The following is a 24,402-nucleotide window of genomic DNA, read 5'->3' as shown; positions in this document are numbered from 1 at the left end:
CCAAGCGAAGAGCGTTCGTATACGGTGCTTGTGACCCGGCACGCGGTCGCCCCGCCCCGAAAAGGAGTAGCCCGAACGTGATCAGCGAGAGCGACCTGCTTGACCGTGTGCCGAGTGGCCTCTACATCGGAGGCGAGTGGCGGCCCGCCGAGGATGGCGCGACGCTCGACGTCTTCGACCCCGCCACCGGCCGACGGGTGAAGACGATCGCCTCGGCCTCGGTCGCCGACGGCAAGGCCGCCCTCGACGCCGCCTGCGACGCCTTCCCCTCGTGGTCGAGGACCCCCGCCCGCGACCGCAGCGAGATCCTCCGGCGCGCGTTCGACCTCCTGCAGGAGCGCAAAGACGAGTTCGCCCTCCTGATGACGGTCGAGATGGGCAAGCCCCTCGCCGAGGCCAAGGGCGAGATCGCCTACGGCGGCGAGTTCATCCGCTGGTTCAGCGAAGAGGCACCGCGCATCCAGGGCCGCTACGGCGCGAACCCGGAGGGCACGGGGCGGATGATCGTGTCCCAGCATCCAGTCGGACCGTGCTTCCTCATCACCCCGTGGAACTTCCCGCTCGCGATGGCCACCCGCAAGATCGCCCCCGCCCTCGCCGCGGGCTGCACGGTGGTCATCAAGCCGGCCGAGCTCACCCCTCTGACGACCCTCTACTTCGCCCAGCTCCTCGAGGACGCCGGACTGCCGAAGGGCGTCCTCAACGTCATCACGACGAAGACGTCCGCGGCCGTGTCCGAGCCCATCATCCGCGACCCGCGACTGCGCAAGCTCTCCTTCACCGGGTCGACGCCGGTCGGCCAGAAGCTCCTCGAGCAGGCGGCCGGGGCCGTGCTGCGCACGTCCATGGAGCTCGGTGGCAACGCGCCCTTCCTCGTCTTCGAGGACGCCGACCTCGACAAGGCGGTCGACGGCGCGATCGCCGCCAAGTTCCGCAACATCGGCCAGGCCTGCACGGCGGGCAACCGCTTCCTCGTGCACCGGTCCGTTGCCGACGAGTTCGCGCGCCGGGTCTCGGAGCGCGTCCGCTCCTTCGGCATCGGCCGGGGGACCGAGGAGGGCGTCACGATCGGCCCGCTCATCAACGACAAGGCCGTGGAGAAGGTGTCGAGCCTCGTGGACGACGCGGTCGAGCGCGGAGCACGGCTCGAGACCGGCGGCAAGATCATCGACGGCCCCGGAAGCTTCTACGAGCCCACCGTGGTCGTCGACGTCCAGCCCGGCAGCGACATCCTCCGCGAGGAGATCTTCGGACCGGTGCTCGCGATCCAGCCCTTCGACGACGAGGACGAGGCGGTCCGGCTCGCCAACGACACCGAGTACGGGCTCGTCTCCTACGTCTTCACGCAGAGCCTCACGCGCGGTCAGCGCATGATCGAGCGGCTCGAGACCGGGATGATGGGGCTCAACACCGGCCTCGTCTCCAACGCCGCTGCCCCGTTCGGCGGCTGGAAGTTCTCCGGACTCGGCCGCGAAGGCGGTGCCGAGGGCATCCTCGAGTACGTCCAGACGAAGTACACGCTGACGCCCAACCCGTTCAGCTGAGCCGCCGCGACATGACCTGGCGCGAGCGCCTCGGGGCGGTCGGGGTCTGGCGGGGCGTCGGCGATGTCGACTCCTCTCTTGCCGCCTCGCTCGAGGGCCTGGGCTTCGGTGCGCTCTGGCTGGGGGATCCCCGGATGCGGGCTTGGCCCGCGCCGAGGAACTCCTGGATGCGACCGCGCACCTCCAGATCGCCACGGGCATCGTCAACATCTGGAAGGCCGACGCGGACGAGCTTGCCGACTCGTACCACCGCATCGAGGCCCGTCACCCGGGACGCCTGCTGCTGGGCATCGGATCCGGTCACCGGGAGGCGACCCCGCAGCGGACCCTGCCCCTCGACGCCATGGCCCGGTACCTCGACGTGCTCGATGGTCGCGATGTGCCGGTGCAGGCGAGGGTGCTCTCCGCTCTGGGGCCGCGCATGCTCGCCATGGCGGCCGAACGCAGCGCCGGGACTCACCCGTACCTCACGATCCCCTCCCAGACCCGCGAGGCGCGGGACCTGCTCGGCGCCGGGGCGCTAGTGGCACCGGAGCAGACCGTCGTGCTTGATCCCGATCCCGTCTCGGCGCGACGCACCGCCCGCGCATTCCTGACCCGCTATCTCGGCATGTCCAACTACACGCGCACCATGCGTCGCGGCGGCTTCACCGAGGCGGACGTCTCCGGAGACGGAAGCGACGAGCTCGTCGACGCCATCGTGGCCCACGGCGACTCGGGGGCACTCGCGGCGGCCGTCCGCGCCCATCTCGACGCCGGCGCCGATCACGTCTGCCTGCAGGTCCTGCCCCGGCGCGGTGACATCGTCGGGACGCTCGGGGCTGTCGCCGGCGAGCTCGGTCTGGTCCCGGACGGAGGTGCCCGACCAGGAGCGGCGCCCCTCCGGACGTAACCCGCACGGGCGCGTGGCAGGCTGAGGCTCCCGCGTCCCTCTTGCCAAGGAGCACACCATCACCGCACCGACGAGCCCGCACGCGGCCCGCGCCTGCGAGCTGGACGCCGCCGACCCGCTCGCCGCGTTCCGGTCCGAGTTCCTGCTCGACCCCGAGGTGCGCGCCTACTTCGACGGCAACTCGCTGGGGATTCCGCTGGCCGCCTCCCGCGACCGGCTGGCAGGGCTTGTCGGGACCTGGTCGTCGCGCCTCATCCGCGCCTGGGATGAGGAGTGGATGGCGCTCCCGGAGACCGTCGGCGATCGGATCGGGGCGCTCACCCTGGGCGCCGCGGCCGGACAGGTGGTCGTCGGCGACTCGACGACCGTCCTGCTCTACAAGCTGATCCGGGCCGCCCTGGCCGCCCGCCCCGGCCGCGACGAGATCGTGATCGACGACGACAACTTCCCGACCGACCGGTTCGTCGTCGAGCGGATCGCCGCAGAGCTCGGGAAGACCGTGCGCTGGCTGCCGGTCGACCGGCATTCGGGGGTCGAGCCGGCGCAGGTGCGGGAGGTCGCGGGGGAGCGGACGGCGCTCGTGGTGCTGAGCCACGTGGCGTACCGCTCCAGCCACCTCGCGGACGCCGCCGAGATCACCCGCATCGCGCACGACGCGGGCGCCCTCGTGCTGTGGGACGTCTGTCACTCCGTGGGCTCCGTGCCCATCCAGTTGGACGGGTGGGGCGCCGACCTCGCCGTCGGCTGCACCTACAAGTACCTCAACGGCGGACCGGGCTCGCCCGCGTTCGCCTATGTGCGCGCCGACCTCCAGGACGAGCTCGAGCAGCCGATCGCGGGCTGGATGGGATCGGCGGCGCCGTTCGACATGGGACCGCACTACGAGCCGGCCCGCGGCATCCGCCGTTTCCTCAGCGGCACCCCGCCGATCGTCGCGATGCAGCCGATGCGCGACATGCTGGATCTGATCGAGAGGGCCGGGATGACCGCGGTGCGGCGGAAGTCCGTGGCGCTCACCGAGTTCGTCCTGGAGATCGCCGACGCCGACCTCGCGGCGGCGGGGGTGACCGTGGCGACGGCGCGGGACGCCGCCCGCCGCGGCGGCCACGTCACCCTGGAGCACCCCGACGCCCGGGCCGTCACGGCACGGGCGTGGGAGCGCGGCGTGATCCCGGACTTCCGCGGACCGCACGGCATCCGGATCGGCCTCTCGCCCCTCAGCACCTCCTTCGCCGAGGTGGCCGACGGCCTCGCCGTGCTGCGGGAGTGCGTCGAGGGCTGACCCGCCTTGCGCGGGTCGTGCGGACATTCCACGACTGGCAGCGGGGGTGCGGCTGTCCGCACGACCCGCGGCGTCAGCGCTGCCGTCGGGCCCTTCGCCGCTCCCGCCACGTCATCGCGGCGTAGGCGGCGGCCTCCCTGTCGCGCTCCGCCTCCGCCTCCCGCAGCCTGGCTTCCCGCCGGCTGCGCCAGGCGGCGACCTCCGCCTCAACGTCGCGGGTCGGCGTGATCACCGGGGGCCCTCCGAGCAGCTGGCGACGGGCCTCGATCACCCGGGCGTTGAAGTCATGCAGCAGTTCGCGGACGACCGCCTCGCTCGCCGTGGCATCCAGCCGGCCCGCGAGCTCTTCGTTCTCCTTGCGGAGGGTGAGCGCAGGCGGACCGAGTCCCGTGAGCTGCTCGCGCTCGATCTTCCGGCGGATCCACCAGTCCGGGTCGTGCGTCTGGTGCAGGTCCGGAAGCGGCTTCCCCGTCCCGGGGAGGTCGTCGAAGTCGCCCCGGCGCATGGCCTGCTGGATAGCCGCCTCCACCATGCCGGCACGCTGATCGGGCGTCAGCCGGCCGGCGTCCGACTCCTCGTCGTCCTCCTCCGGCGCGCTGCGGTCGACCCGGTACCGGGCGGCGGAAAGCCGGGAGTCGGGGCGCGGGCGTCGGGAGGTCATGGCGGAGTCCTTGCCCGACACGGTAGCCGACAGCGGCTGAGACGGAGATGAGCAGGGTTCGACCATGGGCCTTCCGACCCCCTGCCGGCCGCGCATCGCGGCGTAGCGTCGGCCGGCGGAGGGCAGGTGGTGGCCATGGACGCCGAGGACGACGACGGTCCGCCGGTCGCGGTGGCTGTCGTGGGGAGCCGCACGGAGGCCGACCTGATCGTCGGATTCCTGCGCAGCCACGGACTCGGCGCGCGCAAGGCCACCGACGACGCGGGCGGCCAGGAGCCCCAGCTCCAGCTCGACGGCGTGCGCGTCGTGGTCGCAGCGTCGGAGGCGGACGACGCCCGGAGGCTCCTGGCCGAGGTCGAGAGCGAGTCCTCGGCCGGCTGACCGCTGTCCCCGCCGGAACGCCCGGGCGCCGGCCCCGGTGAGAATCGATCGCAAGGAGACCCCCGTGAGCACCACCCTCGAGACGGCGACCGCCGCCCGCCCCTTCTCGGTGCACATCCCCGAGGAGGCGCTTCTCGACCTGCGTCGCCGCGTCGCCGCCACGAACTGGCCGGACAAGGAGACGGTCGACGACCAGTCCCAGGGCGTGCCGCTCGCCGTGATGCAGGAGCTCGCGCGTCACTGGACGTCCGGCTACGACTGGCGCCGCTGCGAGGCGCGCCTCAACGAGCTGCCGCAGTTCCTCATGGAGATCGACGGGCTCGACATCCACTTCCTGCACGTGCGGTCACCGCACCCGGACGCGCTGCCGATCGTCATCAACCACGGCTGGCCCGGGTCGATCCTCGAGCAGCTGAAGCTGGTCGGGCGCCTCACCGATCCCACTGCGCACGGCGGGCCGGCGGCCGACGCCTTCCACGTGGTGATCCCCTCCATGCCCGGCTACGGCTTCTCGGAGCGGCCGTCCGGCACCGGGTGGGGGCCGGAGCGCATGGCGCGGGCATGGGCGGAGCTGATGAGCCGGCTCGGCTACGACCGCTATGTCGCGCAGGGCGGCGACTGGGGCGCGTTCGTGGTCGACCAGATGGGCCTGCAGGCGCCCGCCGGGCTGCTCGCCATCCACACCAACATGCCGGCCACCGTCCCCGCGGACGTGGACCGCGCGCTGCTCGCAGGCGACCCGCCACCAGACGGACTGTCTCCCGAGGAGCTGCGCGCCTACCAGCAGCTCGTCCGGACGTTCGGCCAGGTCGAGTACGCGAAGTACATGGCGGCGCGACCCCAGACGCTCTACGGGATCGCCGATTCGCCGATCGGGCTCGCCGCCTGGCTGCTCGACCACAACGATGCCGACGGCCAGCCGGCCGCGGCCGTCGTCGCCGCCCTCGACAGGGAGAGCAGTGAGACGGGCGAGCTCACCCGGGACGAGCTCCTCGACAACATCACGCTCTACTGGCTGACCGGCACGGGGGTCTCGGCCTCCCGGCTGTACTGGGAGTACAAGGGCGGCTTCTTCAACACGAAGGGCGTGACCATCCCCGTCGCGGTGAGCGTCTTCCCGAGCGAGCAGTACGAGGCCCCTCTCAGCTGGACCGAGCGCGCCTACCCGAACCTCCTCTACTACAACCGCGTCGCGCGGGGCGGCCACTTCGCGGCCTGGGAGCAGCCGCAGCTCTTCGCGGAGGAGCTCCGCCGCGCCTTCCGCTCCCTCCGCGAGAACGGGAACGGGGATCGATGACCGCCGAGCGCACCGCCCCCGCGGAGAAGGACCGGGCCGACCCGCCGCGAGGATCGGGACAGGACGACGCCGACCGGCGGCCCCCTCCCTGCTCGACCGGATGCGCGGCCGGGGAGACGGGGAGAAGCCCGTCCCCGCGCCCTGGCGAGTGGAGGGCATGCCGGCCAAGTCGCCCGGTCCGGAGGACAGGCGCTCAGGGGAGGCAGCTTCTGGTGGCTGCTGCTGGTGTTCCTCGTGATCAACTGGCTGCTCATGCTCGCCCTGACCGGGCCCGCCCCGCGCACCTCCGTCTCCTACACGTTCTTCACGGCTCAGCTCGACGCCGGCAACGTCGAAACGGTCACGTCGTCGGAAGACGCGCTCATGGGCGAGTTCACGAAGCCGGTGGACTACCCGCCGGGCGCGGAGGACGCGGCGCCCGTCGAGCGGTTCTCGACCCAGCGGCCCGCGTTCGCGCAGGACGACCTGCTCGCGGCGCTCGAGGCGAAGGACGTCCCGGTCAACGCCGAGCCGCCCGACGCGGGAGCGCCGCTCTGGGCGCAGCTCCTCCTGGGGTTCGGGCCGACCCTGCTCCTGCTGGGGCTCGGTTTCTGGTTCGTGCGGCGCAGTGCGTCCGCTGCCGCGGGCGGGGCGCTCGGCGGGTTCGGCAAGTCGAAGGCGACGCGGTACTCGCCGGAATCCGGCCGACGTGTCACCTTCGCCGATGTCGCGGGTGTCGACGAGGTCGAGCACGAGGTGCGCGAGATCGTCGACTTCCTGCGCGACCCGAAGCGCTATACGCGGCTCGGAGCCCGGATCCCGCGCGGCGTCCTGCTGTCCGGTCAGCCGGGCACCGGCAAGACGCTGCTCGCGCGGGCGGTGGCGGGGGAGGCGCAGGTCCCCTTCTTCTCCATCGCGGCCTCGGAGTTCATCGAGGCCATCGTCGGCGTGGGGGCGAGCCGGGTCCGCGACCTCTTCGACCAGGCCAAGAAGGTGGCCCCGGCCATCATCTTCATCGACGAGCTCGACGCGATCGGGCGGGCGCGAGGCGGCAGCTTCTCCACCGGCGGGGTGGACGAGCGGGAGCAGACGCTCAACCAGATCCTCAGCGAGATGGACGGCTTCGCCGGGGATGAGGGCGTCGTCGTGCTCGCGGCGACGAACCGCCCCGAGATCCTCGACCCGGCACTGCTGAGGCCGGGACGCTTCGACCGGAGGGTGAGCGTCGACCCGCCCGACCTCGACGGCCGGCTGCAGATCCTCCGAGTGCACACGCGCTCGGTGCCGCTCGCGCCGGACGTGGACCTCGCGGCGCTCGCCGCGGCCACTCCCGGCATGGTGGGAGCGGATCTCGCGAACCTCGTCAACGAGGCAGCGCTGACCGCCGCGCAGCGCTCGAGCGAGACGGTCTCGAGCGCCGACTTCGGATCGGCGCTCGAGAAGATCCTGCTCGGCACCGTGCGGGGCATCGTGCTCTCGCCGGAGGAGAAGCTGCGGACCGCGTACCACGAGTCGGGGCACGCCCTGCTCGGCATGCTCACGCCGGGCAGCGACCCGGTGCGCCGGGTGACGATCATTCCGCGGGGTCAGGCGCTCGGCGTCACGCTGCAGACTCCGCAGGCGGATCGCTACGGCTACTCGGAGCGCTATCTGCGCGACCGCATCACCGGCGCGCTCGGCGGACGGGCCGCGGAGGAGCTCGTCTACGTCGACGTGACGACGGGCGCCGAGAGCGATCTGGAGCAGGCGACGCAGCTGGCCCGCCGCATGGTCGGCCGATGGGGCATGTCGCCCGCCGTCGGGCCGGTGTCGGTGCTGCCGGCCTCCGGCCAGGAGCAGCCGTTCGCGGTCGACGGGGTGTCGCCGGCGACCCGGCAGCTGGTCGACGACGAGGTCCGGCGCATCCTCGACGACTGCTACCGGGACGCGCTGCGGACGCTCTCCGAGAACCGGGAGCGGCTCGACCGGCTGGCCCGGGCACTGCTCGAGCGGGAGACGCTCGGCGAGGACGAGGCGTACGCCGCGGCCGGGGTGACGCGGGAGACCGCCCCAGCAGCGATCGCGAGGGGCGAGGCTCCCGGCGGGGAGCGGGCCCCGGGCTCCCGCCCGAGGATGCGGAGGTCGCGCCCGCCCTGCGGTGAGGAGACGGCGCCGGGCGGGCTGGCACTCGTGCCCCCCGGCCGCCCGGCTCAGTCCGCGACAGCGAGGGCCACCGCGGAGCGCAGATCCTGGACGAACTCGTCCGGACGCTCCCAGGCCGCGAAGTGGCCGCCCGAGGTGTGGCCGTCGTTGAAGACCCGCACGTCGAACACCCGCTCGGCGAACTCTCTGGGCGCGGGGAGGAGGTCGCGGGGGAACTGACCCACCACGGTGGGCACCTCGAGCCGGCCCCGCGCGGCCGGATTCCGCTGCGCGTAGGGCCCGAACGACGTGCCGATGCTGCCCGTCACCCAGTACAGCGTCAGCCACGTGAGCAGGTCGTCGCGGGGGAAGACGCTCTCGACATCGCCGCCGCAGTCGCTCCAGCTGCGAAGCTTCTCGACGATCCAGGCGGCCAGCCCCGCCGGGGAGTCGCCGAGGGCGGCGGCGAGGGTGTTCGGCTTCGTGCCCTGCTCGGCGATGTACCCGCCCTCGGCCGCTCGCCAGGCCGCGACGGCGTCCGCGTACCGGCGCTCCTCCTGCGTCAGGTCCGCCGGATCGACGTTGGCGAGGTGCCCCAGTGGGATGTCGGTGAGGTGCAGGGCGGCCACCCGGTCCGGATGCGTGCGCGCGATCGTCTCCGCCACCCCGGCGCCGATGTCGCCGCCGGAGAGGACGTACCGGCCGATCCCGAGCTCGGCGAGGGCCTCGGCGATCGGCTCGGCCATGGTCTCGCGAGAGCTGGCCGGCCCGTCCGAGTACGGATATCCCGGCAGGCAGGGTACGACGACGGAGACGTCGGTCAGCAGCGGGAGCACGCGGCGATACCGGAGGAAGGAGTCCGGCCAGCCGTGCAGCAGCACGACCGTGGGCGCCGCGGGGTCGGCCGCGCTCTGGTGGATCGCGCGGATGCCGCCGGCGCTGCGGGTCCACGGCAGGGCGAGCAGCTCCGCCTCCGCGGCGCGCCAGTCATAGCCGTCGGCCCAGTACGCGAGCAGGTCCGCGAGGTAGGCGCCGTCGGTTCCGCGCTCCCAGCCGCCCGTGACACCGGAAACGCGGCGGGTCCGCCGGAGCCGGGTGCGCAGGTCGTCGAGAAGCTCCTGATCGGCGGCCTCCGGTGGAGCTCCCATCCCGCGTTCCTCCCTCGTTCCCGGCGGGTCGTCGCCCGCGCGATGTCACCCTAGGACGCACCGCCGTCAGTGGGGGAGGACGTTCGGAAACCGGTCGATCGCGCCTCCGCGTCCGAGGGGCCTCGCGGCTCTACCCTCTGCCCATGGCGATGCGGACACTCATGGACTCCACCACCGGCCGGTACCGCCTCACGACCGAGTCGGGCAGCCAGTACATCGTCGACCTGGACCAGAACAGCCTGGTCCGGATGCGCGGAGCGGCCCCGCCGTCGGCGCTCGACGACGACCCGTCGCCCTCCGAGCCGCTGCGCCGCGACGGGCGCCCGGTCGCCCTCGTCTCGATCCGCGAGGCGACCGTCGGCCGGTCGGGGAGTTCCTCGTCGACCTCGAGGAGCCCGACGTGGCCGCCACGGTGCGGGCGACGACCATGATCACGGCGATCGAGCAGATCGAGTCGGTCAGCATCTGACCGGGCCGCGGGCGGCGAGGCGCGACCACCATAATGGCGGGATGCCGTCCGCCCCGCCGCCCGCCGGGCACCCCCGGTTCGCGCGCGCCTACGCCCGGGCGGTCGGCGACATGGATGCGCGCGGCGGAGCCGAGCACCGCCGCGAGCTGCTCGCTCCCGCCCGCGGCGTGGTGGTCGAGGTCGGCTCGGGGACCGGCAGCAACTTCGCCCACTACCCCGACGCTGTGGAGCGGGTGATCGCGATCGAGCCCGACCCGTATCTGCGCGGGCTGTCCCAGGAGGCCGCCGCCCGTGCGCGGGTGCCGGTGGAGGTCCGGGACGGCATCGCGGAAGCGCTGCCCGCCGCCGACGCCAGCGCTGATGCGGTCGTCGCGAGCCTCGTCCTCTGCAGCGTGACCGATCAGCAGGCCGCGCTCGCCGAGTTCCGGCGGGTGCTCCGCCCCGGGGTGCGCTCCTCTTCTACGAGCACGTGCGCTCCGCCTCGCCGATTCTCGCTCTGGTGGAGGACGCGGTGACGCCGCTCTGGTCCCGGGCCGCCGGGAACTGCCACCCCAACCGCGACACGCAGGCGGCCATCGCGAGCGGCGGGTTCCGGATCGCCTCCATCCGCCGCTTCGGCTTCGCCCCCGGGGCGCTCACCCCGCGCACCGCGCACATCCTCGGCGCCGCGACGATCGACGACGGCACGCGGTAAGCGATTCCTCCGGCAGCACGCAGCCCCCGGCAACTGGGGGCCGCGTCCCGACCTCCTCAAGCAGAAACGGAACCCCATGTTCGTGTTCGGATTGATCCTCCTCGTGCTGGCCGTCATCGGCCTGACCGTGTCGGCCCGGCTCAAGGTCTTCGACGCGCCCGCCGCGGGAACCGACCGCAGTGGCCGACGCGGCGACGCCGGGGAGACCCTGGAGCCGCGCCGGAACAGGACCCCCAACCACATCGTCCGCTGGGTGAGCACCGGCCTCGGTGCGCTCGGCGTGATCTTTCTCGTGCTGTCGTCCTTCTTCGCCCTGGACCCCGGCCAGGCGGCGGTCCTGCGCGGGCAGTTCACGCGCGCGGTGGACGGCATCGAGACCAGTGAGGGTCTGCACACCAAGGCGCCGTGGGACGACGTGATCGAGTTCGACGTCCGCAACCAGCAGGTCAAGTACATCGCCGACGGCAGGACCACCGACAACGCCGGGGGCCTCCCGGACGGGGCCCAGATCACGGTCCAGGACAAGGAGGGGGTCAGCGCGAACATCGACGTCACCGTCCAGTACTCCATCGCCCGTGACGCGGTCGGCGACATCTACCGCGTCTACCGGGACGAGGAGGGCCTGCGGCAGAAGCTGATCCTCAACGACATCCGCTCCGTAGTCCGGGACGTGCCCGGAAACTTCACCACGCTCGAGGTGCTGACCGACCGCCCCGCGGTCCGCGCCGCCGTGGTGAAGGCGCTGGAGGCGAAGTGGGAGGGCAAGGGCCTGATCGTTGAGGACGTGTCGCTCCAGGAGATCCGCTATCCCGACACGGTGACCACGGCCTTCGCGGACGCCCAGCAGGCGCAGATCGCGGTCACCACAGAGCAGGCCAAGCTGGACGCCACCAAGGTCTCCGCTCAGCAGAAGGTCGTCCAGGCGCAGGCCGAGGCGGACGCCAACGCCCTCTTGAACAGTTCCCTGACCCCCTCGATCCTTCAGCAGCGCTACCTCGACACGCTGAAGGAGCTCGCTGCGGCGGGCAACCTGGTCATCACGGATGGCACCAACTCGCAGATCCTCGTCCAGCGCTGAGGCCGTGACTTCGGGCGAGGCCGACCCGCAGTCGCGGGGAGGGACGGGGCCGCCCGTCCGCGACAATGGGGGCATGTCCGCCCCCTCGTGCTCTCCGCCCACGCCCTGCTCTTCGACATGGACGGCACCCTCGTCGACTCCACGGCGGTCGTCGAGGTCGCGTGGGGCGCGATCGCCGATCGCTTCGGCGTCGACAGGGAGGTGATGCTCCCGACGATCCACGGGGTCAGGGCGGAGGAGAGCATCCGCCGGTGGGCGCCGCCCGGCACCGACATCGATGCCGTCGTCGCCGACCTCTCGGCGGCCGAGATCGCTTCGTCCGGGGAGACCATCGCCCTGCCCGGGGCGGTCGAGTTCCTGAACGCCGTGCCGGTGGAGCGGCACGCGCTGGTCACCTCCGCCGAGCTGCCGCTCGCGGTCGCGCGCATGGCGGGTGCGGGCCTGCGGCTGCCGCAGTTCGTGGTCACCGCCGAGGACGTGCCCCAGGGCAAGCCGGCGCCGGACGTGTACCTCCTCGCCGCGCGCATGCTGGGCGTCGAGCCGCGGGACGCTGTCGTGTTCGAGGACGCCGAGGCGGGGATCCGGGCGGGACTCGCGGCAGGAATGCGCGTCGTCGTGGTCGGCGACCACGAGAGCGAGAGCACCCGAGGCCTGCCTCGCATCACCGACTACGCCGGGGCCGGCGTCACCGCCGGTCCGGGTGGGGCGCTCGAGGTCGTGCTGCCGCACCGCCCCTGACCCGCCGAGGTGGCACTAGATGCTGCCACCTCGCCCCGGAAGCAGCATCAGCTGCCACCTCGCGGGAGCCTCACGTCCTCGCCGGTGCGCAGGACGGCCGGGCCCACGCGCAGGCGCCCGTCCGTCACCGGGCCGGTGCGCAGGCCGCCGCGGCTGCGGAAGGCGCGGTGCGCTCCAGGGCCCACCGTAACGTCGAGCCAGGCGCACGGCCGGCAGGGCCGCGAGTCGCGGAAGACGACCTCGCCCTCGCCGCTGTCCAGGCTGAACGGCGTCCCGGCCAGGGCGTCCACGTCCACTCCGCGAAGCAGGATGTTGCGCCGCGTCGACGTCAGGTCCGGCGTCGGCACCGAGAGGTCCTCGGCCACCGCCTCGAGTGCCTCGGCCGCCTGCAGACTGACGGAGGAGTCGCGGTGTGCGCGCTGCCCGAAGTACCGGTCCCCGACGATGCCGAGCCCGGCCCGCACGTCGATGCCCGCCACCAGCTCGGATCCCTCCGCCGGAAGGGGGCCGTCGGCCGGTCGGCCCTCGTACCGGTGCACGGGCGAGGCGAGCAGCTCGACGATCTCCACGCGCTGCTCGGCCACGGAGGAAGACTAGGTGGTCGAGGATGGTCGGGTGACTGAAGACCTCGGCGACCTCCACCCCGACACCGTGGCCGTGACGGCCGGACGGCCCGCGAACGAGCCGGACCAGCCGCTCAACCCGCCCGTCGTGCTCGCCTCGACCTATGTCGCGGGGGCGCTCTCGAGTACGGCCGGTACGGCAACCCCACCTGGACCGCCTTCGAGGACGCCCTGGGAGCGCTGGAGGGCGGGAGTTGCCTGGCCTTCGCGTCGGGCGCCGCCGCGACCGCCGCCGTGCTCGACCTCGTCCCGCCGGGCGGCCGGGTCGTGGTGCCCCGCCACTCGTATCAGGGGACCCTCGCTCAGCTCCGCCACGCGGAGGAGCGCGGGCGCGTGGTGGCCGTTCCCGTGGACATCGCCGACACCGAGGCGGTGCTCGCCGCGCTCGACGGCGCTGCCCTCGTCTGGATCGAGAATCCGACCAACCCGGCGCTGGAGGTGGCGGACGTGGACCGCATCGCCGCCGCGGCTCGGGCCCGGGGAGTGCTGGTGGTCGCCGACAACACCTTCGCGACGCCGATCCTCCGCCGCCCGCTCGAGCAGGGCGCGGACATCGTGCTGCACTCCGCCACGAAGGCCATCTCCGGCCACAGCGACGTGGTCATGGGCGCGGTGATCACGCGCGACGACGCCCTCCACGCGGACCTGCTCACCCGCCGGTCCCTGCACGGGGCGATCCCGTCGCCGCTCGACGCCTATCTCGCGCTCCGGGGGCTGCGCACCCTGGCGCTCCGGCTGGAGAGGAGCCAGTCGAACGCCCAGGCGCTGCTGGCCCGGCTTCGCGCCCACGCGGCCGTCGAGGACCTCCGCTATCCCGGCTTCGGGACGATCCTCTCGATCGTCCTCGCCGACGCGGCGTCGGCCGACGCCTTCGTCGCGGCCGTGCGGCTCTGCCGGCACGCCACGAGTCTCGGCGGCGTCGAGACGACGCTCGAGCGGCGGCGCCGCTGGGCGGGGAGGCGGCGACGATCCCCGAGGGTCTCGTGCGCATCTCCGTCGGCGTCGAGCACATCGACGACCTCGTCCGAGACCTGGAGCAGGCGCTCGACGCTGCGGCGAAGCCGGCCTAGAGCGGGAGCGCGGTCAGCAGCGCCAGCGGTAGATCTGCCCGTCGCGGAGCTCCGGCGGCGACGCCGGCGCGGGCAGGTCCCGGACGTCCGCGAGCAGCGCGAGGACGTTCGACCTGCCGCGCACCACGTGTCCGTCGGGCAGCGTCCAGTGCAGGTAGGGATGCAGCAGGAGGCGCAGCGCAGCCCGGTTCCCCGCCGCGGCGGCGTCCCGGGCGGCGGTAGCGGCGTCCCCGCTCTCGGTGCCGCCGGACGTGGCGGTCATTCAGGGCAGTGGATGCGGGTCGGGACCGGGTGGATGCCCCGCTCGATGCGGTGCAGATCCATGGGCTTGCCGCACATCGGGCACACCCTCTCCGCGTGGGGCTGCTCGGGAGCCTCGACGTTGCCGCGCCCGACGCCGACCTGGGCGGCGCCGGAGAACTGGTAGGTGAAGCGGTTCCAGCGGTTCCAGAAGCCGGGACGACCCACATAGGGGTTGCTCTTATCTCGGATGCCCACGAATAGTTAATGTACTCGCTAATATCGAAGCATGGACGCGGACCTGCTGAGACTCGACCGTCAGGTCTGCTTCGCGCTGGCCGCCGCGAGCCGGTCGGTGATCGGCCTCTATCGGCCGGTGCTCGAGCCGCTCGGGCTGACGCACCCGCAGTACCTCGTGATGCTCTCGCTGTGGGAGAAGAGCCCGCGGCGCGTGCGGGAGATCGCCGACCAGCTGCTGCTCGACTCGGCCACGCTGAGCCCGCTCCTCAAGCGGCTCGAGGCGGCGCGGCTGATCGAGCGGCGGCGGGATCCTGCGGACGAGCGCGCGCTCAACGTCACCCTCACGCCGGCCGGCGCCGCCCTGCGCGAGCGGGCGGAGGCCGTCCCGGCACAGGTCGTCGAGCTGCTCGGCATCCCGGTGGACCAGCTCGAGGAGACCCGGGATCTGCTCACCCGGCTGATCGCCGCCAGTGCTCGCGCTCAGGGAGGCGCGGCCGCTCCGGCCGCCGTGGAGGACGTGCCGGCGTAGCCCGCGGCAGGGCTCGCGCGCGGGTCGCGGGAGCCGTCTGCCTAGCATGGGGGATGCGCGAATTCTCGGTCCCCCAGGAACGCAAGCTCGTCACGGAGCTGCCCGGCCCCAACTCGATCGCCCTGCAGGCCCGGCGGGAGGCGGCGGTGTCGCGCGGCGCCGGCACGCTCGCGAACATCTACATGGACCACGGCTCGGGCGCCATCCTCGTCGACGTGGACGGCAACCAGATCATCGACCTCGGCTGCGGCATCGGCGTGACCACGATCGGTCACGCCCACCCCGCCGTCGCCGCGGCGGCGGCCGAGCAGGCCGGGAAGCTGACCCACACGCTCTTCACCGTGACCCCGTACGAGAACTACGTGAAGGTCGCCGAGAAGCTGCAGCAGATCACCCCGGGCGACTTCGACAAGCACTCGATCCTCGTCAACTCGGGCGCGGAGGCGGTCGAGAACGCCGTCAAGATCGCGCGCAAGCACACCGGCCGCCGCGCCATCGTCGCGCTCGACCACGCCTTCCACGGCCGCACGAACCTCACCATGACGATGACCTATCGGCCGTGGCCGGAGCGCGCCGGCATGGGTCCGTTCCCGGGGAGATCTACAGCGTCCCCACCAGCTACCCGTTCCGAGACGGGCTCTCCGGCGAGGAGGCGGCCGAGCACACGATCGACTACATCACCACCCACATCGGCGCGACCGAGATCGCGGCGTTCTTCGTCGAGCCCATCCAGGGCGACGGCGGCATCGTGATCCCCGCTCCCGGCTACTTCGCCCGCATCGCGGAGTTCTGCGCCGAGAACGGCATCGTGTTCGTCGCCGACGAGATCCAGGCGGGCATCGGGCGAACCGGCACGTGGTACTCGATCGAGCATCACGGCGTCGTCCCCGACCTCGTCACGAGCGCGAAGGGCATCGCCGGCGGGTTCCCGCTCGCCGCGGTCACCGGGCGGGCGGAGATCATGGATGCCGTGCAGCCGGGCGGGATCGGCGGCACCTTCGGCGGCAACCCCGTGTCCACGGCGGCAGCGCTCGCGACGCTCGAGGCCATCGAGTCCGAGGGGCTCCTCGTGGAGGCTCAGCGGGTCGAGCGCGCGCTGACCGCAAGGATCGGCGACTGGGCCGAGCGGTTCGACCTCGTGGGGGAGGTGCGCGGCAAGGGCGCGATGTTCGGCGTCGAGCTCGTGCTCCCCGGCACGCGCACCCCGAACCCCGAGGCGTTGACCTCGGTGATCAGGTACGCGGCCGAGCGGGGCGTGCTCGTCCTCGACGCGGGCTCGTGGGACAGCGTCCTCCGCTTCCTGCCCAGCGTCGTGATCAGCGAGGCTCTGATCGACGACGCCGCGTCGGTGATCGAGGAGGCGTTCGCGGCCCTCTGACCCCGGCGCCTTCCCCATAGCGGCTGTTCGCGGGGCGCAAGCCCTGCTGGGAGGGCCCCCTGCGGCGTACGGTGCGGCTGAGTCGAGGCTCCGGTCCCCGACATCAGAGGAGGAACGATGACCACGTACAAGGTCGGCTATTTCGTCGGCAGCCTGTCCTCGAAGTCCGTCAACAGGATCCTGTCCAAGGCGCTCATCCGCCTCGCTCCGCCCGAGCTCGAGTTCACCGAGATCTCGATCCGTGACCTGCCGCTCTACAGCCCGGACCACGACGCGAACTTCCCGCCGGAGGCGCTCGCGCTGAAGGAGGCGATCGGCCGGTCGGACGCGGTGCTCTTCGTCACCCCGGAGTACAACAGGTCGATCCCGGGCGCGCTCAAGAACGCCATCGACTGGGCGTCGCGGCCCTGGGGGCAGAACTCCTTCGACCACATCCCGGCCGCGGTGATCGGCGCCTCCATCGGCTCCATCGGCACGGCGGTCGCCCAGCAGAGCCTGCGCGGCGTCCTCGCGTTCGTCAACGCCCGCCAGATGACGGCGCCCGAGGCGTACATCCAATACTCGCCGGAGGTCTTCGCCGAGGACGGCGAGGTCCTCGTGGAGAGCACCGCCCTCTTTCTCGGCAGCTTCATGAACGAGTTCCGCGACCACATCATGCGCGTGCTCACGGTGCTTCCCCGCACGTAGCGGAGGCGCCCTTGCGGCACGAACCGCCGCGGCGCAACCCGGGGCGGTGATCCGCGCCGAGGACGAGCATGGCTCTGCGGGCACTCCCGCGAGCAACTCGGAAAGGTCGACGCATGAAGTATCGGTACCTCGGCAACAGCGGTCTCAAGGTCTCCGCCATCACGTACGGCAACTGGCTGACCCACGGGTCGCAGGTCGAGAATGACACCGCGAAGGCGAGCGTGCACGCCGCACTCGACGCGGGGATCAGCACCTTCGACACCGCCGACGTCTACGCCAACACGGTGGCCGAGGAGGTCCTGGGTGAGGCGCTCGACGGCCAGCGCCGCGAGGGGGTCGAGATCGCCACCAAGGTGTTCGGTCCCATCGGCCCGAAGGGGCACAACGACGTCGGGCTCTCCCGGAAGCACATCCTCGAGGGCATCAACGGCTCGCTGCGCCGCCTCCGGACCGACTACGTCGACCTCTACCAGGCCCACCGGTACGACGTGGAGACTCCGCTCGAGGAGACGATGCAGGCGTTCGCCGACGTGGTGCGGCAGGGAAAGGCCCTCTACATCGGCGTCAGCGAGTGGACCGCCGATCAGCTCCGCGACGGCCACGAGCTCGCGACCGAGCTGGGCGTGCAGCTGATCTCCAACCAGCCGCAGTACTCGCTCCTGTGGCGGGTCATCGACGAGGAAATCGTGCCCACGTCGCAGGAGCTCGGAGTCTCCCAGATCGTGTGGTCGCCGCTGGCGCAGGGAGTCCTCACCGGCAAGTACCAGCCGGGTGCGCAGCCGCCCGAGGGCAGCCGCGCCACGGATGAGAAGGGCGGCGCGAACATGATCTCCCGCTGGATGCGGGACGACATCCTCGAGGGCGTACAGCGCCTGAAGCCGATCGCCGACGACCTGGGCGTCACGATGGGACAGCTCGCGCTCGCCTGGGTGCTCAAGAACGACAACGTGGCGTCCGCCATTGTCGGGGCGTCCCGGCCCGAGCAGATCGGCGAGAACGCCGCCGCGGTCGAGGTCGAGCTCGACGACGAGGCGATGGGCCGGATCGAGGACGCCGTGGGCGGCATCGCCGAGCGGAACCCGGAGCTCACCAAGGAGTCGTCGCCCAAGACGCGGCAGGCCTAGCGCGAGGAGCCGCGCCCGCTTCGCCCGCGCCCGTGCGTTCCGCGGGTGGAACCGCCATACCGCTGGTGTAGCAACATCCGCGGGAAGGCGGTTTCACCCGCGGTTCCCGCGGCGCGCGGGTCCGCGTTGCCCCACCCTCGCCTGCCTCGGTGCACCACAATCGTGCACATGAGCATGCGACGGGAGGGGCGCGCGGGCCGCAGGCGGCTGAACGGGCGTCAGCTCCTGTGGTGGCTCTGGCCCGAGTTGCCGAGCTCCTGGTCCGAGGTGCCGGGGCGGCTCCGCCCGGCCCTGATCCAGATCGCGCGGCTCACGGTCGCGGCCGTCGTCTCCTACCTCGTCGCAGACGCCCTGTTTCCGGGCATCCTCGACCTGACCGCGCCGCTGACCGCCCTCCTCGTCGTGCAGGCCTCCACGGTCGGCACGCTCCTCATGGGCGTGGTGCGGGTCGGCGCGGTGCTCACCGGAGTCCTGGTGGCGGTCGGCATCTCGGCGTCCCTCGGACTGTCCTGGTGGACGCTCGCACTCGTCATCGCCGCGTCGCTCCTCGTCGCCATGATCCTGCGGCTCGGCGACCAGACGCTGGAGGCGCCGATCAGCGCGATGCTGATCCTCGCCGTGTCCGCCGCCCCCGGTGTCGCGGCCGAGGTGCGCATCGCGAACACGCTCATCGGGACGGTGGTCGGCATCGCGTTCAGCCTGCTGGTGCCGGTCGCGATCCCGAACGCGCAGGCGAGCGAGGCAGTGCGCCGGATCACCCGGTCCCAGGCGGCTCTCATGGACGAGGTGGCCCTCACTCTGGGCGACCGGCCGCCGCATCCCGAGGAGGTGAAGGCGTGGCTCGACTGGTCGGAGTACATCCGCGACGAGATCACGCAGGCCTCCTCCGCGGTGGAGGCGGTGCGGCAGAGCCGACGCCTGAACCCGCGCGCGCTCGCGACCGCGCTCGTCTATCCGGGCCTCCGCTCCGCCGTGAACAGGCTCGACCGGGCGCTCACGGCCGAGCGTGCCCTGCTCGCCGCCATTGCCCGCGAGTCGGCGGGCACCGACGAGGCGCCGAACACCGCGGGCGCCGAGCTGCGCAGGGCCTTCGCGGTCGTGCTCGACGACGTGGCCGGCGGACTGCGCGCGTTCGGCGACCTCATCGACGCCGAGTACGGGCGCGGAGCCTCCGATCGCGCCGACGAGGCGCTCGCCCGCACGCTCGAGATCGTCAGCGAGACCCGCGCCGTCCTGACCGAGCTCATGCTGCTCGAGGTGGACCCGCGCGAGCAGACCGAGCTCTGGATGCTGCAGGGCTCCGTGCTGGCCGCCCTCGACCAGGTCGTTGCGCAGCTGGACCTCGAGAACACCGAGCGGAGCGCCGAACCCTGGCTCACCCGCAGCGGCATCGCCGCTCTCCGCACCAACTGGCTGCCGGTCATCGCGCCCGGTGCTCGCACACGGCGGCAGCGTTCGCTAGCCCGCGAGACCGATCGGGACGAGGCCTAGCCTGAGGCGATGACCGACGGCACAGCTGAGACCGGCAGCGAGTCCATCTCCGAGTGGCTGACGTCGCTCGCGCGCACCGGGGCCAATCCCGGTGGCGGGGCGGCGGGCGCCGTCATGGCGGGGATGGCGGCGGCGCTCGCCGAGATGGTGGCCGCCTACCGCACCTCGGCCAAGTCGGCGGACGTGGTCGACTCGGCCAAGGCGACGGCCGCGTTCGCCGCGGCGATGCGGACCTCCGCGCCCGCCCTCGCCGATGAGGACACGGCCGCCTCCTCGGGCTTCGCCGCGGCGTACCAGGTCGGCCCGGAGGAGCGAGAGGCGGCGAAGCGGGCTGCCGGCCTTCGCGCGGCCGAGTCGTCCGTCGAGCTCGGGAAGTTCGTCGAGCGGCTCGTGCCCGTGCTGCGCCAGCTCGCGGGAGAGGCGGGGGAGTTCCTGCTCTCCGATGTGGGAACGGCGTCCGCTGCCTTGGCCGGGGCGCCCGCGCGGCCGGGCTCAACATCTTGGCGGACCTCCGCATCGCAGGGGACGACGCCGCCGGGCGCGACGATCTGCGGGACGCGGTGAAGGCGCTGGACGCCACAGCGGGGGAGCTGGACGCGATCGTCGCCGAGGTGTGGGAGCGCCTGTCTCCCTCCACAGACGGAGATTCCAAGAGTTCTCAACAGGGCGTCTGATCAGGTCTTCTCAGTGTCGGCGGTGTCGGTGGCTGGGGCGAGAATGCTGGCATGGGAAGCCCGATCGACACCCTTGCGACGCTCACCGCAGCGCTCGCGCAGAGGGTCGCGGAGCTGAACTGGGTGGGCACTGAGGCCTCGCTCGCGGAGATCGCCGACGGGCTCCCCGACTCCGAGGTGCTGGCCATCGTTCGCGAGCTCGGGACCGTTTACAACGTGTTCGGCGCAACCATGGCGGCGTTCTCCGGAGTTGTCGCCGAGCGATCGGCGCGCGGAGTGCAGGATCCGTTGGCCAAGCAGCTGGGCGAGAGGTCGGCGGCGGCCGTGGTCGCTGCGACGACTGGCGCGCCGATGCAGGAGGCCGCGGGCTGGTGCCGAGTCGGCTTGGAGCTGGCGCCTCGACGGACGCTCGGCGGCGACCCTCTGCCCTCCTTGCGGCCGACCGTGTCTGCCGCCCTGGACCGCGGAGAGCTGTGCGTGGAGTCGGCGCGGCTGATCCTCGACGCGCTCGCCGAGATGGCGCTTCGCCTCGATCCCGTGCAGCTGGAGTCGCGGGAGCGATTCCTGGTCGGCGAAGCTCCGATCGTCGGGGTGGCTGGTCTGCGGCGGCTGTGTCGGCGAATGGTGGATCAGGTGAACCCGGACGGGGTGCTGGCCCGTGAGGAGGACGCGAGGGTCCTGAACACGGCGCGAGTGATCCGTCGCGGGGAGGGGCGGTACCGGTACATCTGGGACACCGACGCCCTGCATCACGGCATCGCCCAGGCCGCGACCACACCGCTGACGAACCCGCGCCGCGCCGCTTCAGCGGATGGTGGCGCCGAGGCAGGCGAGGTCGAGGGGGAGGCGCCGGACGCGGATCCGGCGCTGGCGGACACCCGGACTCGGGCGAGCGGTTGCACGACGCGCTCGCGGGGATCTTCTTCGCCGCGATGCGAGCCAACCCGGGGATGTGTCCGGGACCGCGGTGACCCTGCTGATGACCGCCGATCACGAGGCGATCACGTCCGGGATCGGCACCGCCACGATCCTCGGGGTGGACGAGCCGATCAGCGCCGGCGCTGCCCGGCGGCTCGCCGCCGAGGCGGGCATCATCCCGGTGATCATGGACGGCAAGTCGGTGCCGCTGGACATGGGGTCCACGAAGCGGCTGTTCACCGAGGCGCAGCGCTACGCGATGGCACTCCGGGACGGCGGCTGCGTCTGGGGGTGCTGCCCGGTCCCGCCGAACCAGTGCCAGTCGGCGCACATCCGGGCCTGGCGCGACAGCAAGAGCACCAACATCGGCAACGGGATCCTGCTCTGCGAGTACCACCACCAGAGATTCGACCTCGACGGCTGGGACCTCGAGTTCAATGACGGTCCCTACCTGATCCCGCCGGCGCACATCGACCCCACCCGCACCCCACGACGCTGCCAGCAGCGCGCCATCGCCCCACCCGACCCGCCGACCGCCCGTGCACGGGAAAGCGGTCAGCAGCGCGCGACGGCGCCGCCCGATCTGCCGCCGTGATCGGGACGGCGGCAGCTCAGCGCAGCGTCTTGCGCGACGTGATCTGCCCCGTGTCGAAGCCGAGCAGGTGCAGGCCGCCGTGGAAGCGGGCGTGCTCGATCTTGATGCAGCGGTCCATGACCACGGTGAGGCCCTTCTCCTCGCCGTACCGGGCCGCCTCCTCGTTCCAGATCCCCAGCTGGACCCACACCGTCTTCGCCCCGACGGCGAGCGCCTCGTCGATGACCGACGGGATGTCGCTCGCCTTGCGGAACACATCCACGATGTCGGGCACCTCCGGCAGCGAGGCCAGGTCCGGGTACGCCTTCTCGCCGAGGATCTCGTCCGCGTTGGGGTTCACGAAGTAGACGCGGTAGTCGCTCGACTGCAGGAGGTACGTGCCCACGAAGTAGCTGGAGCGCGTCGGATTCGGCGAGGCGCCGATGATCGCCACCGACTTCGCGCGGCGGAGGATGCCGAGGCGCTCCTTCGCCGACGGCCCCACCCAGGTGCGCTGGGACTTCAGCAGCTTCGCGAGCGGCGAGCTCGCCGGCAGCTCGCAGGTCAGGCCGTTGGCGAGCGTCACCGTGTCGCTGGCCGTTCCTGAGATCGTCATGCGCCCGCCTTCCCTGCCGCGTCCAGCGCCTGGTCGATGTCGTAGAGGATGTCCTCCACATCTTCGATCCCCACGCTGATGCGCACCAGCCCCGGCTGCACTCCTGCCTCCGTCAGCTGCCGCTCGCTGAGCTGGGCGTGCGTCGTCGAAGCCGGGTGGATGACGAGGGTCTTGGCGTCGCCGATGTTCGCGACGTGGCTGGCGAGATCCAGGTTCTCGATGAACGCCCGACCGGCATCCCGGCCGCCCTTCACGCCGAAGCTGAACACCGACCCCGGGCCCTTCGGAAGGTACTTGGCCGCCCGCTCGTGGTGGGGGTGGTCGGGGAGCCCCGCCCAGTTCACGTACTCGATCCGCGGGTCCGCGGCCAGCGACTCGGCTACGGTGCGCGCGTTGTCGACGTGCGCCTGCAGCCGGAACGGCAGCGTCTCGACGCCCTGGGCCAGGAGGAACGCGGAGTGCGGGGAGAGCGCGGGGCCGATGTCCCGCAGCTGCTCCGCGCGAAGCCGGGTCAGGAAGGCGTACTCGCCGAAGTTGCCGTGCCAGTTGAGGCCGCCGTAGTGCGGGACCGGCTCGTCGAAGAGGGGGAAGCGCCCGCTCTCCCACGGGAAGCGCCCGCTCTCGACCACGACGCCGCCGAGCGTGGTGCCGGAGCCGCCCAGGAACTTGGTCGCCGAGTGGATGACCACATCGGCGCCCCACTCGAGCGGCCGGTTGAGGTAGGGGGTAGCAATGGTGGAGTCGACGATGAGCGGGATGCCGGCCGCGTGGGCCACCTCGGCCAGCCCCTCCAGGTCCGCGACCTCGCCCGACGGGTTGGCGACGATCTCGACGAAGAGCAGCTTTGTCTCGTCGCGGATCGCGGCGGCGTAGTCGGCGGGCTCGCTGCCGTGCACGAACGTCGTGTCGACGCCGAAGCGCCGGAGGGTCACGTCGAGCTGGGTGACGGAACCGCCGTACAGGGAGGCGCTCGCGACGATGTGGTCGCCGGCGCCGGCGAGCGACGCGAAGGTGATGTACTGCGCGGACAGCCCGCTTGCGGTCGCGACTGCTCCCAGGCCGCCCTCCAGCGACGCGATGCGCTCCTCGAAGCTCGCGACCGTGGGATTCGCCAGGCGGCTGTAGATGTTGCCGTACTTCTGCAGCGCGAAGCGGGCAGCGGCATCCGCGGTGTCGTCGAAGACGAAGGCGGAGGACTGGTAGATCGGCAGCGCGCGTGCGCCGGTCACGGGATCGGGGATGTTGCCCGCGTGGATGGCACGCGTGCGGAAGCCGTACTCGCGGTCGGGCACGGCGGTCACCACCACGCCGGTCGAGGCGCGGCGAGCTCCCGGCCGAGGAAGGGCTCGGCGCGCGCGACGGCCAGCTCGATGCGCTCCCGCAGCCGGTCGCTGCTGACCCGGTAGTCCGTGAAGTCGGAGTCGCTCGCGTAGACGCCGACCGGCAGGGTCACCGCCTGGAAGAAGCCGAACAGCGGGCGCAGCTGGTGCTCGATGATGAGCGCGTGCCGGTCGCTGCCGCCCGTGGCCGCCAGAAGCACCGGCGTATCCACGAGGGCGTACTGGTCGACGAAGTCGAAGAGGTGCTTGAACAGTCCGGTGAACGTGGCGCGATAGACGGGGCTCGCCACGACCAGCAGGTCGGCGGACTCGATGCGCGACAGCTCCTGCTCGGCCACGTCGGGCAGCTCGGAGCGCCGAATCGCGCCCCCGAGGTGCGGACCGACCCGGTTCAGCTCGACGAGGGTGGTGTCCACCTCTCTCGTGGCGGCGACCTGGTCGAGGATCGCGCGGACCAGGGCGGTCGTCTTCGAGGGCGCCGTGAGGCTGCCGGAGACGCCGACCACCCGCAGGGGTCGTTCCGTGGAGGGGAGCATCCTGCGACGCTAAGCCGGTCCTTCCCGGTGCGTCATCCGGGCGCGTAAGACAGCGTCACTGTGTGACGCCCCGTTTCC

23 protein-coding genes and 4 pseudogenes are annotated in these 24,402 nt (G+C 72.2%); 19 read left to right on the top strand and 8 right to left on the bottom strand.

Annotation, left to right across the window (positions count from 1 at the left end; translation table 11 throughout):
• The first annotated feature begins 77 nt into the window (after positions 1-77).
• The 3 genes from QUE51_RS02120 to kynU are packed head-to-tail and all read left to right on the top strand — an operon-like array spanning position 78 to position 3,718.
• Positions 78-1,544: an NAD-dependent succinate-semialdehyde dehydrogenase gene (locus tag QUE51_RS02120; protein WP_286277981.1), complete on the top strand. Its 1,467-nt coding sequence runs from the start codon at positions 78-80 to the stop codon at positions 1,542-1,544.
• Between the two features lie 16 nt (positions 1,545-1,560).
• Complete coding sequence (locus tag QUE51_RS02115; protein WP_434017256.1) at positions 1,561-2,436, top strand: TIGR03620 family F420-dependent LLM class oxidoreductase; 876 nt, start codon at positions 1,561-1,563, stop codon at positions 2,434-2,436.
• A gap of 58 nt (positions 2,437-2,494) precedes the next feature.
• Positions 2,495-3,718 carry a kynureninase gene (gene kynU, locus QUE51_RS02110; RefSeq protein ID WP_286279222.1) on the top strand — a complete coding sequence of 408 codons (1,224 nt, stop codon included), beginning with the start codon at positions 2,495-2,497 and terminating at the stop codon, positions 3,716-3,718.
• A gap of 73 nt (positions 3,719-3,791) precedes the next feature.
• Here kynU and QUE51_RS02105 read toward each other — a convergent pair whose 3' ends face one another.
• The gene (locus tag QUE51_RS02105) at positions 3,792-4,379 is read right to left on the bottom strand and encodes a DnaJ family domain-containing protein (RefSeq protein ID WP_286277980.1); all 588 of its coding nucleotides are present in this window, start codon (positions 4,377-4,379) and stop codon (positions 3,792-3,794) included.
• A gap of 135 nt (positions 4,380-4,514) precedes the next feature.
• Between QUE51_RS02105 and QUE51_RS02100 the strand changes: the two genes are divergently transcribed.
• From QUE51_RS02100 to ftsH, 3 genes and pseudogenes are all read left to right on the top strand, one after another.
• The gene (locus tag QUE51_RS02100; protein WP_286277979.1) at positions 4,515-4,760 is read left to right on the top strand and encodes a putative signal transducing protein; all 246 of its coding nucleotides are present in this window, start codon (positions 4,515-4,517) and stop codon (positions 4,758-4,760) included.
• 64 nt (positions 4,761-4,824) lie between these two features.
• Positions 4,825-6,057, top strand: coding sequence for an epoxide hydrolase family protein (locus tag QUE51_RS02095; protein WP_286277978.1), 1,233 nt, complete (start codon positions 4,825-4,827; stop codon positions 6,055-6,057).
• A 252-nt stretch (positions 6,058-6,309) separates the two neighbouring features.
• Positions 6,310-7,992, top strand: a pseudogene (gene ftsH, locus QUE51_RS02090) (ATP-dependent zinc metalloprotease FtsH); the annotation flags it as partial.
• A gap of 233 nt (positions 7,993-8,225) precedes the next feature.
• On the opposite strand, the gene QUE51_RS02085 reads toward ftsH, so the two are convergent.
• Positions 8,226-9,305, bottom strand: a complete 1,080-nt coding sequence (locus QUE51_RS02085; protein WP_286277977.1) for an epoxide hydrolase family protein — start codon at positions 9,303-9,305, stop codon at positions 8,226-8,228.
• Between the two features lie 143 nt (positions 9,306-9,448).
• On the opposite strand from QUE51_RS02085, the gene QUE51_RS02080 reads away from it, so the two are divergent.
• From QUE51_RS02080 to QUE51_RS02060, 5 genes are all read left to right on the top strand, one after another.
• The gene (locus QUE51_RS02080) at positions 9,449-9,736 is read left to right on the top strand and encodes a hypothetical protein (RefSeq protein ID WP_286277976.1); all 288 of its coding nucleotides are present in this window, start codon (positions 9,449-9,451) and stop codon (positions 9,734-9,736) included.
• A gap of 79 nt (positions 9,737-9,815) precedes the next feature.
• Positions 9,816-10,289, top strand: a complete 474-nt coding sequence (locus QUE51_RS02075) for a class I SAM-dependent methyltransferase (protein ID WP_286277975.1) — start codon at positions 9,816-9,818, stop codon at positions 10,287-10,289.
• Positions 10,286-10,468 (top strand): hypothetical protein, encoded by a 183-nt coding sequence (locus tag QUE51_RS02070; protein ID WP_286277974.1) that lies wholly within the window; start codon positions 10,286-10,288, stop codon positions 10,466-10,468. The genes QUE51_RS02075 and QUE51_RS02070 overlap by 4 nt, the downstream gene beginning before the upstream one ends.
• 82 nt (positions 10,469-10,550) lie before the next feature.
• The gene (locus QUE51_RS02065) at positions 10,551-11,546 is read left to right on the top strand and encodes a prohibitin family protein (protein WP_286277973.1); all 996 of its coding nucleotides are present in this window, start codon (positions 10,551-10,553) and stop codon (positions 11,544-11,546) included.
• Positions 11,547-11,633: 87 nt separating this feature from the next.
• Positions 11,634-12,284: an HAD-IA family hydrolase gene (locus tag QUE51_RS02060; protein ID WP_286277972.1), complete on the top strand. Its 651-nt coding sequence runs from the start codon at positions 11,634-11,636 to the stop codon at positions 12,282-12,284.
• A 47-nt stretch (positions 12,285-12,331) separates the two neighbouring features.
• On the opposite strand, the gene QUE51_RS02055 is transcribed toward QUE51_RS02060, so the two are convergent.
• Positions 12,332-12,868, bottom strand: a complete 537-nt coding sequence (locus QUE51_RS02055) for an MOSC domain-containing protein (protein ID WP_286277971.1) — start codon at positions 12,866-12,868, stop codon at positions 12,332-12,334.
• 31 nt (positions 12,869-12,899) lie between these two features.
• On the opposite strand from QUE51_RS02055, the pseudogene QUE51_RS02050 reads away from it, so the two are divergent.
• Positions 12,900-13,977, top strand: a pseudogene (locus tag QUE51_RS02050) (trans-sulfuration enzyme family protein).
• 13 nt (positions 13,978-13,990) lie between these two features.
• Here QUE51_RS02050 and QUE51_RS02045 read toward each other — a convergent pair.
• A complete protein-coding gene (locus tag QUE51_RS02045; protein ID WP_286277970.1) occupies positions 13,991-14,239 on the bottom strand; it encodes a hypothetical protein in 249 nt (82 codons plus the stop codon).
• Positions 14,236-14,475 (bottom strand): hypothetical protein, encoded by a 240-nt coding sequence (locus QUE51_RS02040; protein ID WP_286277969.1) that lies wholly within the window; start codon positions 14,473-14,475, stop codon positions 14,236-14,238. Before QUE51_RS02040 ends, QUE51_RS02045 begins: the two co-directional genes overlap by 4 nt.
• A gap of 31 nt (positions 14,476-14,506) precedes the next feature.
• Here QUE51_RS02040 and QUE51_RS02035 point away from each other — a divergent pair, with 31 nt between their 5' ends.
• From QUE51_RS02035 to QUE51_RS17735, 7 genes and pseudogenes are all read left to right on the top strand, one after another.
• Positions 14,507-14,986: a MarR family winged helix-turn-helix transcriptional regulator gene (locus QUE51_RS02035; protein ID WP_286277968.1), complete on the top strand. Its 480-nt coding sequence runs from the start codon at positions 14,507-14,509 to the stop codon at positions 14,984-14,986.
• A 53-nt stretch (positions 14,987-15,039) separates the two neighbouring features.
• Positions 15,040-16,364: pseudogene (locus tag QUE51_RS02030) on the top strand (aminotransferase class III-fold pyridoxal phosphate-dependent enzyme).
• A 117-nt stretch (positions 16,365-16,481) separates the two neighbouring features.
• A complete protein-coding gene (locus QUE51_RS02025) occupies positions 16,482-17,051 on the top strand; it encodes an NADPH-dependent FMN reductase (RefSeq protein WP_286277967.1) in 570 nt (189 codons plus the stop codon).
• Positions 17,052-17,164: 113 nt separating this feature from the next.
• The gene (locus QUE51_RS02020) at positions 17,165-18,175 is read left to right on the top strand and encodes an aldo/keto reductase family protein (protein ID WP_286277966.1); all 1,011 of its coding nucleotides are present in this window, start codon (positions 17,165-17,167) and stop codon (positions 18,173-18,175) included.
• A 168-nt stretch (positions 18,176-18,343) separates the two neighbouring features.
• Entirely contained in the window at positions 18,344-19,666 is a 1,323-nt protein-coding gene (locus QUE51_RS02015; RefSeq protein WP_286277965.1) for an FUSC family protein, read from the top strand.
• A gap of 9 nt (positions 19,667-19,675) precedes the next feature.
• Positions 19,676-20,230, top strand: a complete 555-nt coding sequence (locus tag QUE51_RS02010) for a cyclodeaminase/cyclohydrolase family protein (RefSeq protein WP_286277964.1) — start codon at positions 19,676-19,678, stop codon at positions 20,228-20,230.
• A 161-nt stretch (positions 20,231-20,391) separates the two neighbouring features.
• Positions 20,392-21,853: pseudogene (locus QUE51_RS17735) on the top strand (HNH endonuclease signature motif containing protein).
• A gap of 16 nt (positions 21,854-21,869) precedes the next feature.
• On the opposite strand, the gene QUE51_RS02000 reads toward QUE51_RS17735, so the two are convergent.
• The 3 genes from QUE51_RS02000 to msuE are packed head-to-tail and all read right to left on the bottom strand — an operon-like array spanning position 21,870 to position 24,324.
• On the bottom strand, positions 21,870-22,448 hold the full coding sequence (locus QUE51_RS02000) for a CoA-binding protein (RefSeq protein WP_286277962.1): 579 nt from the start codon (positions 22,446-22,448) through the stop codon (positions 21,870-21,872).
• Entirely contained in the window at positions 22,445-23,740 is a 1,296-nt protein-coding gene (locus QUE51_RS01995) for an O-acetylhomoserine aminocarboxypropyltransferase/cysteine synthase family protein (RefSeq protein WP_286279220.1), read from the bottom strand. Before QUE51_RS01995 ends, QUE51_RS02000 begins: the two co-directional genes overlap by 4 nt.
• 5 nt (positions 23,741-23,745) lie before the next feature.
• Positions 23,746-24,324, bottom strand: coding sequence for an FMN reductase (msuE, locus tag QUE51_RS01990; protein ID WP_286277961.1), 579 nt, complete (start codon positions 24,322-24,324; stop codon positions 23,746-23,748).
• Between the last annotated feature and the right edge of the window lie 78 nt (positions 24,325-24,402).

Origin of the sequence: Naasia aerilata, from assembly GCF_030296595.1 — a bacterium.
Taxonomy (GTDB): Bacteria; Actinomycetota; Actinomycetes; order Actinomycetales; family Microbacteriaceae; genus Naasia; species Naasia aerilata.
The sequence above is the reverse complement of the archived record's forward strand: the minus strand, read 5'-3'. Positions and strand labels throughout refer to the sequence as shown.

Bases quoted from the DNA above. Each gene is read 5' to 3' on its own strand.
- QUE51_RS02105 (WP_286277980.1), bottom strand. From the start codon at position 4,379: ATGACCTCCCGACGCCCGCGCCCCGACTCCCGGCTTTCCGCCGCCCGG.
- QUE51_RS02100 (WP_286277979.1), top strand. From the start codon at position 4,515: ATGGACGCCGAGGACGACGACGGTCCGCCGGTCGCGGTGGCTGTCGTG.
- QUE51_RS02085 (WP_286277977.1), bottom strand. From the start codon at position 9,305: ATGGGAGCTCCACCGGAGGCCGCCGATCAGGAGCTTCTCGACGACCTG.
- QUE51_RS02080 (WP_286277976.1), top strand. From the start codon at position 9,449: ATGGCGATGCGGACACTCATGGACTCCACCACCGGCCGGTACCGCCTC.
- QUE51_RS02075 (WP_286277975.1), top strand. From the start codon at position 9,816: ATGCCGTCCGCCCCGCCGCCCGCCGGGCACCCCCGGTTCGCGCGCGCC.
- QUE51_RS02045 (WP_286277970.1), bottom strand. From the start codon at position 14,239: ATGACCGCCACGTCCGGCGGCACCGAGAGCGGGGACGCCGCTACCGCC.
- QUE51_RS02035 (WP_286277968.1), top strand. From the start codon at position 14,507: ATGGACGCGGACCTGCTGAGACTCGACCGTCAGGTCTGCTTCGCGCTG.
- QUE51_RS02025 (WP_286277967.1), top strand. From the start codon at position 16,482: ATGACCACGTACAAGGTCGGCTATTTCGTCGGCAGCCTGTCCTCGAAG.
- QUE51_RS02020 (WP_286277966.1), top strand. From the start codon at position 17,165: ATGAAGTATCGGTACCTCGGCAACAGCGGTCTCAAGGTCTCCGCCATC.
- QUE51_RS02015 (WP_286277965.1), top strand. From the start codon at position 18,344: ATGAGCATGCGACGGGAGGGGCGCGCGGGCCGCAGGCGGCTGAACGGG.
- QUE51_RS02010 (WP_286277964.1), top strand. From the start codon at position 19,676: ATGACCGACGGCACAGCTGAGACCGGCAGCGAGTCCATCTCCGAGTGG.
- QUE51_RS02000 (WP_286277962.1), bottom strand. From the start codon at position 22,448: ATGACGATCTCAGGAACGGCCAGCGACACGGTGACGCTCGCCAACGGC.
- msuE (WP_286277961.1), bottom strand. From the start codon at position 24,324: ATGCTCCCCTCCACGGAACGACCCCTGCGGGTGGTCGGCGTCTCCGGC.